This is a genomic window from Paragemmobacter ruber (assembly GCF_009908315.1).
Taxonomy (GTDB): Bacteria; Pseudomonadota; Alphaproteobacteria; order Rhodobacterales; family Rhodobacteraceae; genus Paragemmobacter; species Paragemmobacter ruber.
In genome coordinates this window covers 1,474,986-1,487,542 of record NZ_JAAATW010000001.1, presented here as the reverse complement: position 1 = coordinate 1,487,542, position 12,557 = coordinate 1,474,986, and the positions used below count along the sequence as shown (strand labels likewise).

Here is a 12,557-nt window from a genome sequence, read left to right as displayed (position 1 = left end):
GCCAAGGTGCCATCCTGATGCCGGGGCCTGCAGGGAGCCCGCCCCTGATGGACCGGGCCGCCCTTGCCCGCAAGGGGATTACCCGTTACACCGCGCGCCGATGAACCTTGGGTAAGATGGGGCCGCCATGTTCAAGCCGAAGAAAGTTGTCCTTGCCTATTCGGGCGGTCTGGACACGTCGATCATCCTGAAATGGCTGCAGACGGAATATGGCTGCGAGGTAGTGACCTTTACCGCCGATCTGGGACAGGGCGAGGAACTGGAACCCGCGCGGCAGAAGGCGCTGCTGATGGGGATCAAGGCCGAGAACATCCACATCGTGGATGTGCGCGAGGAGTTCGTGCGCGATTTCGTCTTCCCGATGTTCCGGGCCAATGCGGTGTATGAGGGGCTGTATCTGCTGGGCACATCCATCGCGCGGCCGCTGATTTCCAAGGAACTGGTGCGGATCGCGCAGGAAACCGGGGCCGATGCCGTGGCGCATGGCGCGACGGGCAAGGGCAACGATCAGGTGCGGTTCGAACTGGGCGTGGCGGCGCTGGACCCGTCGATCAAGGTGATCGCGCCGTGGCGGCTGTGGGATCTGACTTCGCGGACGAAGCTGTTGGAATTCGCGGAAGCCAACCAGATCCCGATCGCCAAGGACAAGCGGGGCGAGGCGCCGTTCTCGGTCGATGCGAACCTGCTGCATACGTCGTCCGAGGGGAAGGTGCTGGAGAACCCCGCCGAGGAAGCGCCGGAGTTCGTGTATCAGCGCGTGGTCCCGGTGGAGAAGGCGCCGGATCAGGCAGAGTTTGTCGAGATTTCCTTTGAGCGCGGCGATGCCGTGGCGATCAATGGCGAGGCGCTGTCGCCGGCCACGATCCTGACCCGGCTGAACGAGATGGGCGGGCGGCATGGCGTTGGCCTGCTGGATCTGGTGGAAAATCGGTTCGTGGGCATGAAGTCGCGCGGCCTGTACGAAACCCCCGGCGGGACGATCCTGCTGGAGGCGCATCGCGGGATCGAGCAGATCACGCTGGACAGCGGATCGGGCCATCTGAAGGATTCGATCATGCCGCGCTATGCGGAGCTGATCTATAACGGCTTCTGGTTCAGCCCCGAGCGCGAGGCGCTGCAGGCGTTGATCGACAAGACGCAGGAACATGTGACCGGGACGGTACGGGTGAAGCTGTACAAGGGATCGGCCCGGACGGTGGCGCGGTGGTCGGATCATTCGCTGTATTCCGAGAAGCACGTGACCTTCGAGGAAGACGCCGGCGCCTATGACCAGAAGGATGCCGAAGGCTTCATCCGTCTGAACGCGCTGCGGTTGAAGCTGATCGCCACGCGGAATGCGCGGGTGAAGTGATCCCTCGCTTTACGCTTTGGGATAGGGCGGGCATTTGCCCGCCCTTTTCGTTTCAACTGCGCTTTTTTGCGGCCTGTTCATCCAGCGCGTGGTTCAGTTCTTCCGGGTTCCAGTCCGCCGCCAGTGCCTCGGCCACCAGCGCGGCCTGTGTCTTGGGGGCCATGCCGCCGAGGGGCGGGTCGCGGTCCAGGTTGGTGGGGAAGCTGTAGCCTTCGGCACTGGCGGCGATAGCGTGGGCGATCTGGCCGGGGGTCAGGCTGCCATCCCGTTTCGCGGCGCGGAGGGTGGGATAGAGCGCCTTGGTCATGCGGTTGCGATCCACCGTTTCCATCGCGCGGCCATAGGCGGAGGAGACCTGGAACAGGTTCACCATGCGGCGGATATCGGCGCTGCGGTTGGTGCCTGCGGCATGCAGAAGGGCGGGCGAGAAGAACAGCATGTCGCCCTTGGAGAGCGGCAATTGCACATGGTTTTCAACGAAGAAGGCGCGGAAGTCGGGGCGGTTCATCGCCAGATATCCCGCATCATAGGCCTGTGAAAAGGGCAGGAGCTGGGTCGGCCCGGTTTCGATGGTGGCATCGACATGGGCGATGGCACCCTGAAGCGTGAGGACGGGCGACAGCAGTTGGACATGGCGGGGATAGCTTTCGATCTGCGCCGCAGATTGAAAGCCGAGGTGATAGTCGCGATGCGGTGACTGCGCCGCGCCGCCGGGGTTGACCACGTTGAGTTGCGCGGTGATCTGGTAATGGGGGCCGAGCCATGCCTCGGATATCGCCGCCAGAAATGGGTTGGCGTAGTAGCGGGCGAAGTTGGCAGGGTCCGCAAGGCAATGTTTTTCCAAGGAATTCCAAAGCCGGTCATTCGCGCCCGGCTTGGCGAAATGGTCGCCGCCGCCGGTGCCTGCACGGTTCTGCTCTGCAATCAGTCGCCAGAAGATGGCGCTGGCCTCGTCGATCATGGCGAGGTCGGGTTCGGCGCCCTTGAGCACCACAACACCGGGGCCTGTCAGCATCGCTTCGGCCCATTCGGCCATCAGGGCGCGGCGGTCATCGGGGCTTGACAGCGCGGGCAGGAGGGCGGGGCAATCGTAGATCAGGACATTCTTCTGCACATCCGCTGCGAAGGGGTAATCCGCCAGGGATACAGCTTGGGAGCAGAGGGTTGCGAGGTCTTCCAACCTGCAATCCTCGGCCCTGAGGTAGACGCGCGCGGTGCGGGCGGCGGCGGTGGAATGGTTGAGCATGGCATCCTCCCCGATGCTGGTTGGGGGGAGTGTGCTTTGCCGCGCGGCCCGGGGCAAGCGGGGCGCGCGTCAGAGTTTGAACCGCGCAAGCCTTTGATAATGCGGGAGAGCCTGTTCCACGAGGGGGGCGTAGTCGGCGGGAAGGGTGGGAAGGGGGCCTTCGGGATCGCCAAAACCGGTGGAAGCGTGGACGGCGTTGTACCAATGGGGGGCCCAGACGCCATCATGGGGTTTGGGGCCGGCGGGCCAGTGCAGCATGTTCTCGGTGAAGGGGATACCCAGCGCGGCGCAGAGTTTTTCCAGCGATTCCCGCGGGTTGGCGCGGATATCGGCGCTGTCGATCACGATGGGGGCGCGGCCCATCCATTGCGCCACCTCGTCGAAGAGTTCGGCCTGCTGGACAAAGCCGATATCGGCGAGGGTCGGCGCTTCGCGTTTCTGGCTGTAGCTGGCCACAACGCGGGCGGGGTGACGGATCAGGAAGACGTTGGTGAGGTCGCGCATGAAGCCCCGGTCGAAGCCGGGGATCATGTGGAGCGTCATGTGTTTCTGGTAGTGCAGCGGTTTTCCATCGGGGATCGGGCCGAGAAGATCTGCCGCCACCTGTGCCGGATCACCGGGCTGTGCGGCAATCACCGCATCACGCATCGGGTGCTGGATGCCGGTACGGGCGAGATAGGCGCCATAGAACGGCTCATCAATCACCGCGCAATCACCGCGCGACGCGAAGGCATACATCATGGCGGTGGAGAGGTTCCGGGGGCCGGACCACATGGCGATCTTCATGGCATTTCCCTGTGCAGAAAGTGGTGCAGCAAAGCGTGCATACGCTACGAACGGGCGATCAACGCCTTGTAAAGGCCGCGCAGCCGTTCGGTCATCGGCCCCATCTGGCCGGTGCCGATCTGCCGCCCGTCGATCATGCCGACGGGCGTTTGCGCGCCGAAGGTGCCGGTGAGAAACGCCTCATCCGCGCCGTAGGTATCGACGAGGGAGAAGTTGCGTTCAAAGACGGGGATGCCGTTTTCGCGGCAAAGGTCGATGACCTTTTGCCGGGTGATGCCGTTCATGCAGTAGTCGCCCGTGCTGGTCCACACCTCGCCCTTGCGGACGATGAAGAAGTTGCAGGCATTGGTGGTGTTCACGAAACCATGGACATCGAGCATCAGCGCCTCATCCGCGCCGGCCTTTTGGGCGGCGATGCAGGCGAGGATGCAGTTCAGCTTGGAATGGCTGTTCAGCTTGGGGTCCTGCGTCATGGGCAGGCCGCGCAGGTGGGGCACGGTGGCCAGCGTGATGGGGCGCGGGAGTTTGGGGCGGCTGTGCTCCATGATGATGGCGACGGTCGGCCCCTGCTGCGACAGGCGCGGGTTCTGAAAGGGGCGGGTCTTTACCCCGCGCGTCACCATCAGGCGGCAATGCGCATCAGAGTGCATGTCGTTGGCCTTTTGCGTCTCTGACACGGCGGAAATCATCTGATCCGGTGTCATGCCGATGTCGAGGTCGATGGCCTTTGCCGCCTCATACAACCTGTCCATGTGTTCGGTGATGAAGGCCCATTTGCCATCGTAAAGGCGGATGCCTTCCCAGACGCCATCGCCCAGCATGAAGCCCGAATCGTAGACCGAGATCAGCGCCTGTGCCTTCGGGACGATGCGGCCGTTGACGTAGATGAGGATGCTTTCGTTGCGGATATCCTCTTCCGCGGCGTGGGTGGAGACGTGGTCGGTCGTGGGGTTGGTCACGGGGTTGGTCATGGGGCCCTCTGCTGTTGGGGCGAGGGTAGTGGGGGGCTGGCGGAAGGGGAAGGGGGGCCGTCACCTTAGCGTGATGTCACGGCAGGGTGAGTTGCCGCCTAGCGCGCGGCGGGTGAGGTTGCCCAAAACGAGGAGGCCACCCATGCATCGCCTGTTCACCATCGTTGCCGTTGGCGTGACGCTGTTCCTTTCGGCCGTTCTCGGCGCGGCGAGCCATGCCGCCACGGGCAAGGCCGTCGTGGCGGGGGGCTGCTTCTGGTGCGTGGAGGCGGATTTCGAGGGGGTTCCGGGGGTTTTGTCGGTGGTGTCAGGCTATACCGGCGGCACGGTGGCGAACCCGACCTACAAGCAGGTGACGGCGGGCGGAACCGGGCATTACGAGGCGGTGGAGATCACCTTCGACACGACCCGCATCAGCTATGATCAGGTGGTGCGCCTGTTCCTGCGGTCTGTCGATCCGTTGGATGCGGGCGGGCAGTTCTGTGACCGGGGCGATAGCTATCGGACGGCAATTTTCGTCTCTAACGCGGCTGAAAGGGCCAGTGCGGAGGCGGCAGTGGCAGAGGCATCGCAGGCGCTGGGCGCGGCTGTGGTAACGCCCGTTCTGGCGGCAGGGCCTTTCTACGAGGCCGAGGCCTACCATCAGGATTACTACAAGAGCCGGGATATCATCCTGACGCGGGCCGGGCCGAAGCAGAAGCGGAACGCCTATACCTTCTATCGCAATGCCTGTGGCCGGGATGATCGGGTGCGGGCGGTCTGGGGCGATCAGGCGGCCTTTGCGAAATAGCGGGCGGGGCCTTTCGCGGGACTTGGCGCTTTTGTAGGGTTTCCCCGGCAAGTGGGGGACCGATGAGCGACGACAGCGTGACGCCGATGATGGCGCAATATCTGGAGATCAAGGCGCAGAACCCCGGCGCGCTGCTGTTCTATCGGATGGGCGATTTCTACGAGATGTTCTTTGACGATGCCGTTGCGGCGGCAGAGGCGCTGGATATCGCGCTGACGAAGCGGGGGTTTCATCTGGGTGAGCCCATCGCGATGTGCGGGGTGCCTGTTCATTCGGCGGAAGGGTATCTGCTGACGCTGATCCGCAAGGGGTTTCGCGTGGCGATCGCGGAACAGCTGGAGGACCCGGCCGAGGCGAAGAAGCGCGGATCGAAGGCCGTGGTGCGGCGCGATGTGGTGCGGCTGGTGACGCCCGGCACGCTGACCGAGGACGCGCTGCTGGAGGCGCGGCGGCATAACTTCCTCTGTGCGTTCAGCGAGGTGCGGGACGAGGCGGCGCTGGCCTGGGCGGATATTTCTACGGGCGAGTTGCGGGTGATGCCCTGTGCGCCCGCGCGGCTGGGGCCGGAACTGGCGCGGCTGGCCCCGCGCGAGGTGCTGATTTCCGAGGCACGAGAGGCGGATTGGGCCGGAATAGTGACGGAATCCGGCGCGTCGCTGACGCGGCTGGCGCGGGGATCATTCGATTCTGTCTCTGCCGAAAAGCGGCTGTGCGCGCTGTTCGATGTGGGGACGCTTGAGGGGTTCGGGCGGTTTGACCGGGCGGAACTGTCGGCGATGGGGGCGCTGGTCGATTATCTGGATCTGACGCAGCGGGGAAAGCTGCCCTTGCTGCGCCCGCCGGTGAAGGAGGCGGCGGGGGGCGCGATGCAGATCGACGCCGCGACCCGGCGCAATCTGGAACTGACGCAGGCCCTGAGCGGCGGGCGGGATGGATCGCTGCTGGCAGCGGTGGATCGGACGGTGACAGCGCCGGGGGCGCGGCTGCTGGAACGGCGGATATCGTCGCCGTCGCGCGACCTGTCAGTAATCCATGCGCGGCTCGAATCGGTGCGTTTTCTGCTGGAACAGAGCCTGTTGCGCGCCGAATTGCGCGATGCGCTGCGGCGGGTGCCGGATATGGACCGCGCGCTGTCACGGCTGGCGCTGGATCGGGGCGGGCCGCGCGACCTGTCCGCGATCCGGGCTGGGCTGACGCAGGCGGTGGCGGTGGCGGCGCGGCTGGAGGGGGCGCCGGTGCTGCTGGCCGATGCAGCGCGGGCGCTGGTGGGGCATGAGGCGCTGGTGGACCTGCTGGATCAGGCGCTGGTGGCGGAACCGCCGCTGTTGGCGCGGGATGGGGGCTTCATCGCGCCGGGATATGACGCGGAGCTGGATCAGGCGCGGCGCTTGCGGGACGAGGGGCGCGGGGTGATCGCCGCGATGCAGGCGGATTTCATCGCGGCAACCGGCATCCAGAGCCTGAAGATCAAGCATAACAACGTGCTGGGCTATTTCATCGAGACGACATCCACCCATGCGGAGCGGATGCTGTCGCCGCCCCTGTCAGAGACGTTCATCCATCGGCAGACGACAGCGGGGCAGGTGCGGTTTACCACCGTGGAACTGTCGGAGATGGAGACGCGCATCCTGAATGCCGGGAACCACGCGCTGGAGATCGAGAAGCGGCATTTCGAGGCGTTGCGCGCGGCGGTGCTGGCGGCAAGCGGCCCGGTGGGCGCGGCGGCGCGGGCCTTGTCCGAGGTGGATCTGGCGGCGGCCTTTGCCGATCTGGCGGCAGAGGAGGGTTGGGCGGAGCCTGTGGTGGATGAAAGCCGCGCCTTCGTGGTCGAGGGGGGACGGCATCCGGTGGTGGAGCGCGCGCTGCGGCGGCAGGGGGCGGGGCCCTTCGTGGCCAATGATTGCGCGCTGACCGAGGGGGAGACGCCCGCGATCTGGCTGCTGACCGGGCCGAACATGGCGGGTAAGTCCACCTTTCTGCGGCAGAATGCGCTGATCGCGCTGTTGGCGCAGGCGGGGAGTTTCGTGCCGGCGTCGCGGGCGCATATCGGTATCGTCAGCCAGTTGTTCAGCCGCGTGGGCGCGGCGGATGATCTGGCGCGGGGGCGGTCCACCTTCATGGTGGAGATGGTGGAGACGGCGGCGATCCTGAATCAGGCGGATGACCGGGCGCTGGTGATCTTGGATGAGATCGGGCGGGGGACGGCAACCTATGACGGGCTGTCCATCGCCTGGGCCACGATGGAACATCTGCATGGGGTGAACCGCTGCCGCGCGCTGTTTGCCACGCATTACCATGAGATGACGGCGCTGGCGGGGAAGCTGGACGGGGTGGAGAACGCCACCGTCCGCGTCAAGGAATGGGAAGGCGAGGTCATCTTCCTGCACGAGGTGCGGAAAGGGGCGGCGGATCGGTCCTATGGCGTGCAGGTGGCGCGGCTGGCGGGCCTGCCTGCGGCGGTGGTGGACCGCGCCAAGGTGGTGCTGGAGGCGCTGGAATCCGGCGAACGGCAGGGCGGCGCGCGGCCAAAGGCGTTGATCGACGATCTGCCGTTGTTTTCCGTCGCCCCGGCCGCGCCCCCTGCCCCGCGTGTGGTGGCGAAGGAATCCGTGGTGGAGGCGCGGTTGAAGGACGCGCATCCCGATGAGATGACGCCGATGGAGGCGCTGCGCTTTGTCTATGAACTGAAGGACTTGCTGAAGCCCTAGCCCCTTCTCCGTTGGTCAAATATCCCACGGGGGTCAGCCATCGAGTGCGCCATCGGTTCGAGAACCGATGGCTGACGGGGTGTGAAACCCCCGGTCGACGGTGGCAGTCAGGCGCCCGTGTTGGACGAAACGCCCACCTGCGCAGGGCGCAGCAGACGATCGTGCAGCATGAAACCTTCGGTCATGACCTGAATGATCTGGCCGGCCTTGGTGCCGGGAACCGGCGCTTCGAACATGGCTTCGTGGTTCTGCGGATCGAACATGTCGCCGACTTTGGGCGTGATCGGTTTCACGCCATGGCGCGTCATCACGTTGGTGAGTTCGCGCAGGGTGAGCTGCACGCCTTCGAATAGGGCCGAGGCGGCGGCCTTCTGTTCGTCGGTGGCGGCGTTCAGCGCGCGGTTGAGGTTGTCGAACACCGGGAGCAGATCGCGGGCAAGGCGGGTGCTGCCATACTGTTCCGCCTCGCGCCGGTCGCGTTCGCCGCGCTTGCGGGCATTTTCGGCGTCAGCCAAAGCGCGCATGAAACGATCGCGCAGCTCATCCCGTTCGGCACGCAGCGCCTCGACCTCGTCCAGCGCGGCGAGATCTTCGAGACCTTCCTCGATGGCGAAATCTTCCGGAACCGATTTGTCGTCTGCCATTTTCCTACTGCCTTCTTCACTTGCCCCGTTCGGACACCAGCCGCCCGACGAGCTGCGCCGTGTAATCGACGATCGGGACGATGCGGCCGTAATTCAGCCGGGTCGGACCGATGACGCCGACGGCGCCGATGATCTTTCGGTCCGCGTTCATATAGGGAGAAACGACGAGACTTGAACCGGAAAGTGAGAAGAGTTTGTTCTCGGACCCGATAAAGATGCGCACGCCCTCGCCCGTTTCGGCGAGTTCGAGGAAATCGGCGATATCGCGTTTCCTTTCGAGGTCGTCGAACAGGGTGCGGATGCGTTCGAGATCGGTCGATTCTTCCTCGAGCAGGTTGGCGCGGCCGCGCACGATCAGGCGTTCTGAGGTCTCGCCGGGGTTCTCCCAGACGGCGAGGCCGGATTCCACCAGATCGCGGGCGAGGGAATCGATCTCTTGCCGCCGTTTGGCGATCTCGGCCGTCATGGAGCGGCGGAGTTCGGTCAGCGTCTTGCCTTCGGCGAGCGCGTTCAGGAAATTCGCAGCCTCGCGCATCGAAGAGGGCGTCTGTCCCGGTGGCGGGGTGAAGATGCGGTTTTCGACATGGCCATTGGCGAAGACCAGCACCACCAGCGCGCGGTCCTGTGACAATGAGACGAATTCGATGTGGCGGATCGGCGCCTCGACCTTGGGCGCCAGCACGAGGGAAGCGCCACGGGTGATGCCGGACAGCGCCGCGCCGATGTGATCGAGGAGCGAGTTCACGTCCTGATCGTTGCTGCCAAGCGTGGCGTCGATGCGTTCGCGATCCTCTTCCGCGACGGTGCCGACTTCGAGCAGGCTATCGACGAACATCCGCAGGCCAAGCTGTGTGGGGATGCGCCCGGCCGAGATATGCGGGCTGTCGAGCAGGCCAAGGAATTCGAGATCCTGCATCACGTTGCGGATGGTGGCGGCGGACAGCTTTTCCGACATGGACCGCGTTAGGGTGCGCGACCCCACCGGATCGCCGGAGGCGAGGTAGCCTTCGACGACGCGGCGGAACACCTCGCGCGAGCGGTCATTCATTTCGGACAGAATTTTCGAGCCGTCTGTCATCTGTCGATCCTTGCCGGTTTGCCATTATCGGCGCGGGCGTCGGGGCGTCAATCGGGGTTGCATCCGGGGGATGGGGGTGGATATCTGGCCCCAACCCAAAAAGGATGATCTGATGCGCCCCTCTGCCCGACAACTAAGCGAAATGCGGCCGGTTTCAATCGAAGTCGGTGTGATGAAACATGCAGAAGGATCGTGCCTGATCAAGATGGGCGAGACGCATGTCCTGTGTTCGGCGACGATCGAGGACAAGGCGCCGCCGTTTCTGAAGAATACGGGGCTGGGCTGGGTGACGGCGGAATACGGGATGCTGCCGCGCGCCACCAACAGCCGGACACGGCGCGAGGCGGCGGCGGGCAAGCAATCAGGGCGGACGCAGGAGATCCAGCGCCTGATCGGGCGGGCGCTGCGCGCGGGCGTGGACCGATCGGCGCTGGGCGAGCGGCAGATCGTCATCGACTGCGACGTGATCCAGGCGGATGGCGGGACACGCTGCGCGTCGATCACCGGGGGGTGGGTCGCGCTGAAGATGGCGGTGGACAAGCTGCTGAAGGCGGGTGTCATCGTCAGCGATCCGATGATCGACCATGTCGCCGCCGTGTCCTGCGGCATCTATGCCGGGCAGGCGGTGCTGGATCTGGATTATGCCGAGGATTCGACCGCCGGCACGGATGGGAATTTCATCCTGACCGGGCGCGGGCGGCTGATCGAGGTGCAGATGAGCGCGGAGGGGGCGACGTTTTCGCGCGATGAGATGGGGCAGCTTCTGGACCTAGCGGAGGCGGGGTGCGGGGCCTTGGTGGCGGCGCAGAAAGCAGCGCTGGGGTTGTGATGCGCAGGTTCGCGGGCGATCGGCTGGTGGTGGCGACGCATAACAAGGGCAAGCTTGAAGAGATTTCGGCCTTGTTAGAGCCGTTTTCTGTGGCCGTGGTCAGCGCGGGCGCCTTGGGGTTGCCAGAGCCTGCCGAGACCGAGACGACCTTTGTCGGCAATGCGCGGATCAAGGCGCATTTCGCGGCCAAGGCATCGGGCCTGCCCGCCCTGGCCGATGATTCGGGGATCACGGTGGACGGATTGGGCGGCGCGCCGGGCGTATACACCGCCGACTGGGCGGAAACGCCGACCGGGCGGGATTTTGTGATGGCGATGACGCGGACCTGGGCCGAGTTGGAAGCGGCACAGGCCCCCTACCCCCGCACCGCGCAATTCCGCTGCACGCTGGTGCTGGCTTGGCCGGATGGGCATGACGAGGTGTTCGAAGGTGTGATGCCAGGGCAGGTGGTCTGGCCCATGCGGGGGGATCAGGGGCATGGATATGACCCGATCTTCCAGCCCGAGGGGTTTGACGTGACCTTTGGCGAGATGGATCGTTGGGAAAAGAACCGCATCAGCCACCGCGCCGACGCGTTCCGCAAGCTGGTGGAGGGATGTTTCACATGAAGCGCATTTCGACAGGATCGCCGTTCGAGGCGACGATGGGCTATTCGCGCGCCGTGGTGAAGGGCGGGTGGTGCTTTGTTTCGGGCGTGACGGGGTATGATTACGCCACGATGACCATGCCCGAGGATGTAGCAGATCAGGCGCGCAACTGTTTTCGCACGATCAAGGGCGTGCTGGAACAGGGTGGCTTCACGATGGAAGATATCGTGCGGGTCCAGTACACGGTGACGGATGCGGCATTGGTGGATCCGCTGGTTCCCGCGCTGGGCGAAGCCTTGGGCGAAATCCGGCCCGCTGCGACGATGGTGATCGCCGGGCTGATCCGACCCGAGATGAAGGTCGAGATCGAGGTGACGGCCTTCAAGGGATAACCCATGGAAGATTGGCGGGCCGGGGGGTTTGGGCTGTATATCCACTGGCCTTTCTGCCAGTCGAAATGTCCCTATTGCGATTTCAACAGCCATGTCGCGGCGCGGATTGACCAGCGCCGCTGGCGCGACGCCTATTTGCGAGAGATCGCCCGGGTGGGCGCAGAGACGCCTGGGCGCGTGCTGGAGACAGTGTTCTTTGGCGGTGGCACCCCATCGCTGATGGAGCCGGAGGTGGTGGCGGATGTGCTGGCGGCCGTTCGTGCGACATGGCCGATGGTCAACGATCCCGAAATAACGCTGGAGGCCAATCCCGGATCGGTGGAGGCGGGGCGGTTCCGTGGGTTTCGGGATGCGGGCGTGACGCGGGTTTCCATGGGGGTGCAGGCGCTGAACGATGCCGATCTTCGGCGGTTGGGGCGGCTTCATTCCGTGGCAGAGGCACGGCAAGCCTTTGATATTGCGCGAGATTGCTTTGACAGGGTGAGTTTTGACCTGATCTATGCGCGGCAGGAGCAGACGCTTGCCGCGTGGCGGGCGGAACTGACGGAGGCGCTGTCGATGGCGGTGGATCATCTGTCGATGTACCAGCTGACCATCGAGGAGGGCACGGCCTTTGCCGACCGGTTTGCCCGCGGCGGTTTGAGGGGGCTGCCGGACGAGGACGTTCAGGCCGACATGTATGCCGTGACGCAGGAGGTTTGCGCCGCACATGGGATGCCGGCCTATGAGGTGTCAAATCACGCGCGGCCGGGGGCGGAAAGCCGGCATAACCTGATCTACTGGCGGATGGGGGATTACATCGGGATCGGGCCGGGGGCGCATGGGCGGCTGACGCTGGCTGGGACGCGCTGGGCGACGGTGGCGCCAAGGGCGCCGGGGGCCTGGCTGGAGATGGTCGAGGCGGGCCGCAGCGGGGAAGAGCCGCGCGAGGCCGTGACCGCCGAGGAGCAGGCGACGGAGCATCTTCTGATGGGCCTGCGCCTGCGCGAGGGCGTGGATCTGCGGCGACACGCGGCGCTGGCAGGGGTGCCGCTGGACGAGGCCAAGGTGGTGGAGTTGGAAGAGATGGGCCTTGTGGCACGGTATGACGGACGCTTGCGGGCGAGCGACGCGGGGCGCGCCGTGTTGAACGGCGTGCTGCGGGCGTTGTTGGCGTAAGGCCCGGCGCGCGGGCG

At 65.1% G+C, this 12,557-nt stretch carries 12 protein-coding genes; 7 read left to right on the top strand and 5 right to left on the bottom strand.

The window, feature by feature from the left end:
- Positions 1-127: 127 nt before the first annotated feature.
- A complete protein-coding gene (locus GU920_RS07250) occupies positions 128-1,351 on the top strand; it encodes an argininosuccinate synthase (RefSeq protein WP_161766249.1) in 1,224 nt (407 codons plus the stop codon).
- 52 nt (positions 1,352-1,403) lie between these two features.
- Here the strand turns inward: GU920_RS07250 and GU920_RS07245 are convergent, their stop codons facing one another.
- The 3 genes from GU920_RS07245 to GU920_RS07235 all read right to left on the bottom strand — a co-directional run bounded on the left by GU920_RS07245 (position 1,404) and on the right by GU920_RS07235 (position 4,354).
- Entirely contained in the window at positions 1,404-2,597 is a 1,194-nt protein-coding gene (locus GU920_RS07245; protein WP_161766248.1) for a phytanoyl-CoA dioxygenase family protein, read from the bottom strand.
- 69 nt (positions 2,598-2,666) lie between these two features.
- Positions 2,667-3,383 carry a sulfotransferase-like domain-containing protein gene (locus tag GU920_RS07240; protein ID WP_161766247.1) on the bottom strand — a complete coding sequence of 239 codons (717 nt, stop codon included), beginning with the start codon at positions 3,381-3,383 and terminating at the stop codon, positions 2,667-2,669.
- A 44-nt stretch (positions 3,384-3,427) separates the two neighbouring features.
- On the bottom strand, positions 3,428-4,354 hold the full coding sequence (locus GU920_RS07235; protein WP_161766246.1) for a D-amino acid aminotransferase: 927 nt from the start codon (positions 4,352-4,354) through the stop codon (positions 3,428-3,430).
- 142 nt (positions 4,355-4,496) lie between these two features.
- Between GU920_RS07235 and msrA the strand changes: the two genes are divergently transcribed.
- Both msrA and mutS read left to right on the top strand, forming a co-directional pair.
- Positions 4,497-5,144 carry a peptide-methionine (S)-S-oxide reductase MsrA gene (gene msrA, locus GU920_RS07230; protein ID WP_161766245.1) on the top strand — a complete coding sequence of 216 codons (648 nt, stop codon included), beginning with the start codon at positions 4,497-4,499 and terminating at the stop codon, positions 5,142-5,144.
- A 62-nt stretch (positions 5,145-5,206) separates the two neighbouring features.
- On the top strand, positions 5,207-7,852 hold the full coding sequence (gene mutS / locus GU920_RS07225; RefSeq protein ID WP_161766244.1) for a DNA mismatch repair protein MutS: 2,646 nt from the start codon (positions 5,207-5,209) through the stop codon (positions 7,850-7,852).
- A 107-nt stretch (positions 7,853-7,959) separates the two neighbouring features.
- Here mutS and GU920_RS07220 read toward each other — a convergent pair whose 3' ends face one another.
- Both GU920_RS07220 and hrcA read right to left on the bottom strand, forming a co-directional pair.
- The gene (locus GU920_RS07220; RefSeq protein WP_161766243.1) at positions 7,960-8,496 is read right to left on the bottom strand and encodes a nucleotide exchange factor GrpE; all 537 of its coding nucleotides are present in this window, start codon (positions 8,494-8,496) and stop codon (positions 7,960-7,962) included.
- A 16-nt stretch (positions 8,497-8,512) separates the two neighbouring features.
- A complete protein-coding gene (hrcA, locus tag GU920_RS07215; protein WP_161766242.1) occupies positions 8,513-9,574 on the bottom strand; it encodes a heat-inducible transcriptional repressor HrcA in 1,062 nt (353 codons plus the stop codon).
- Positions 9,575-9,686: 112 nt separating this feature from the next.
- Here hrcA and rph point away from each other — a divergent pair, with 112 nt between their 5' ends.
- The 4 genes from rph to hemW are packed head-to-tail and all read left to right on the top strand — an operon-like array spanning position 9,687 to position 12,540.
- Entirely contained in the window at positions 9,687-10,403 is a 717-nt protein-coding gene (rph, locus tag GU920_RS07210) for a ribonuclease PH (protein WP_161766241.1), read from the top strand.
- Positions 10,400-11,011 carry an RdgB/HAM1 family non-canonical purine NTP pyrophosphatase gene (rdgB, locus tag GU920_RS07205; RefSeq protein ID WP_161766240.1) on the top strand — a complete coding sequence of 204 codons (612 nt, stop codon included), beginning with the start codon at positions 10,400-10,402 and terminating at the stop codon, positions 11,009-11,011. Before rph ends, rdgB begins: the two co-directional genes overlap by 4 nt.
- Positions 11,008-11,382, top strand: a complete 375-nt coding sequence (locus tag GU920_RS07200; RefSeq protein WP_161766239.1) for a RidA family protein — start codon at positions 11,008-11,010, stop codon at positions 11,380-11,382. The genes rdgB and GU920_RS07200 overlap by 4 nt, the downstream gene beginning before the upstream one ends.
- A 3-nt stretch (positions 11,383-11,385) precedes the next feature.
- Positions 11,386-12,540, top strand: coding sequence for a radical SAM family heme chaperone HemW (gene hemW, locus GU920_RS07195; RefSeq protein ID WP_161766238.1), 1,155 nt, complete (start codon positions 11,386-11,388; stop codon positions 12,538-12,540).
- The last annotated feature ends 17 nt before the right edge of the window (positions 12,541-12,557 follow it).

What these genes read in the sequence shown, in the direction of transcription:
- GU920_RS07200 (WP_161766239.1), top strand. Translation starts at nt 11,008, where the DNA reads ATGAAGCGCATTTCGACAGGATCGCCGTTCGAGGCGACGATGGGCTAT.
- hemW (WP_161766238.1), top strand. Translation starts at nt 11,386, where the DNA reads ATGGAAGATTGGCGGGCCGGGGGGTTTGGGCTGTATATCCACTGGCCT.
- GU920_RS07235 (WP_161766246.1), bottom strand. Translation starts at nt 4,354, where the DNA reads ATGACCAACCCCGTGACCAACCCCACGACCGACCACGTCTCCACCCAC.
- GU920_RS07220 (WP_161766243.1), bottom strand. Translation starts at nt 8,496, where the DNA reads ATGGCAGACGACAAATCGGTTCCGGAAGATTTCGCCATCGAGGAAGGT.
- GU920_RS07245 (WP_161766248.1), bottom strand. Translation starts at nt 2,597, where the DNA reads ATGCTCAACCATTCCACCGCCGCCGCCCGCACCGCGCGCGTCTACCTC.
- GU920_RS07250 (WP_161766249.1), top strand. Translation starts at nt 128, where the DNA reads ATGTTCAAGCCGAAGAAAGTTGTCCTTGCCTATTCGGGCGGTCTGGAC.
- mutS (WP_161766244.1), top strand. Translation starts at nt 5,207, where the DNA reads ATGAGCGACGACAGCGTGACGCCGATGATGGCGCAATATCTGGAGATC.
- hrcA (WP_161766242.1), bottom strand. Translation starts at nt 9,574, where the DNA reads ATGACAGACGGCTCGAAAATTCTGTCCGAAATGAATGACCGCTCGCGC.
- rph (WP_161766241.1), top strand. Translation starts at nt 9,687, where the DNA reads ATGCGCCCCTCTGCCCGACAACTAAGCGAAATGCGGCCGGTTTCAATC.
- GU920_RS07240 (WP_161766247.1), bottom strand. Translation starts at nt 3,383, where the DNA reads ATGAAGATCGCCATGTGGTCCGGCCCCCGGAACCTCTCCACCGCCATG.
- msrA (WP_161766245.1), top strand. Translation starts at nt 4,497, where the DNA reads ATGCATCGCCTGTTCACCATCGTTGCCGTTGGCGTGACGCTGTTCCTT.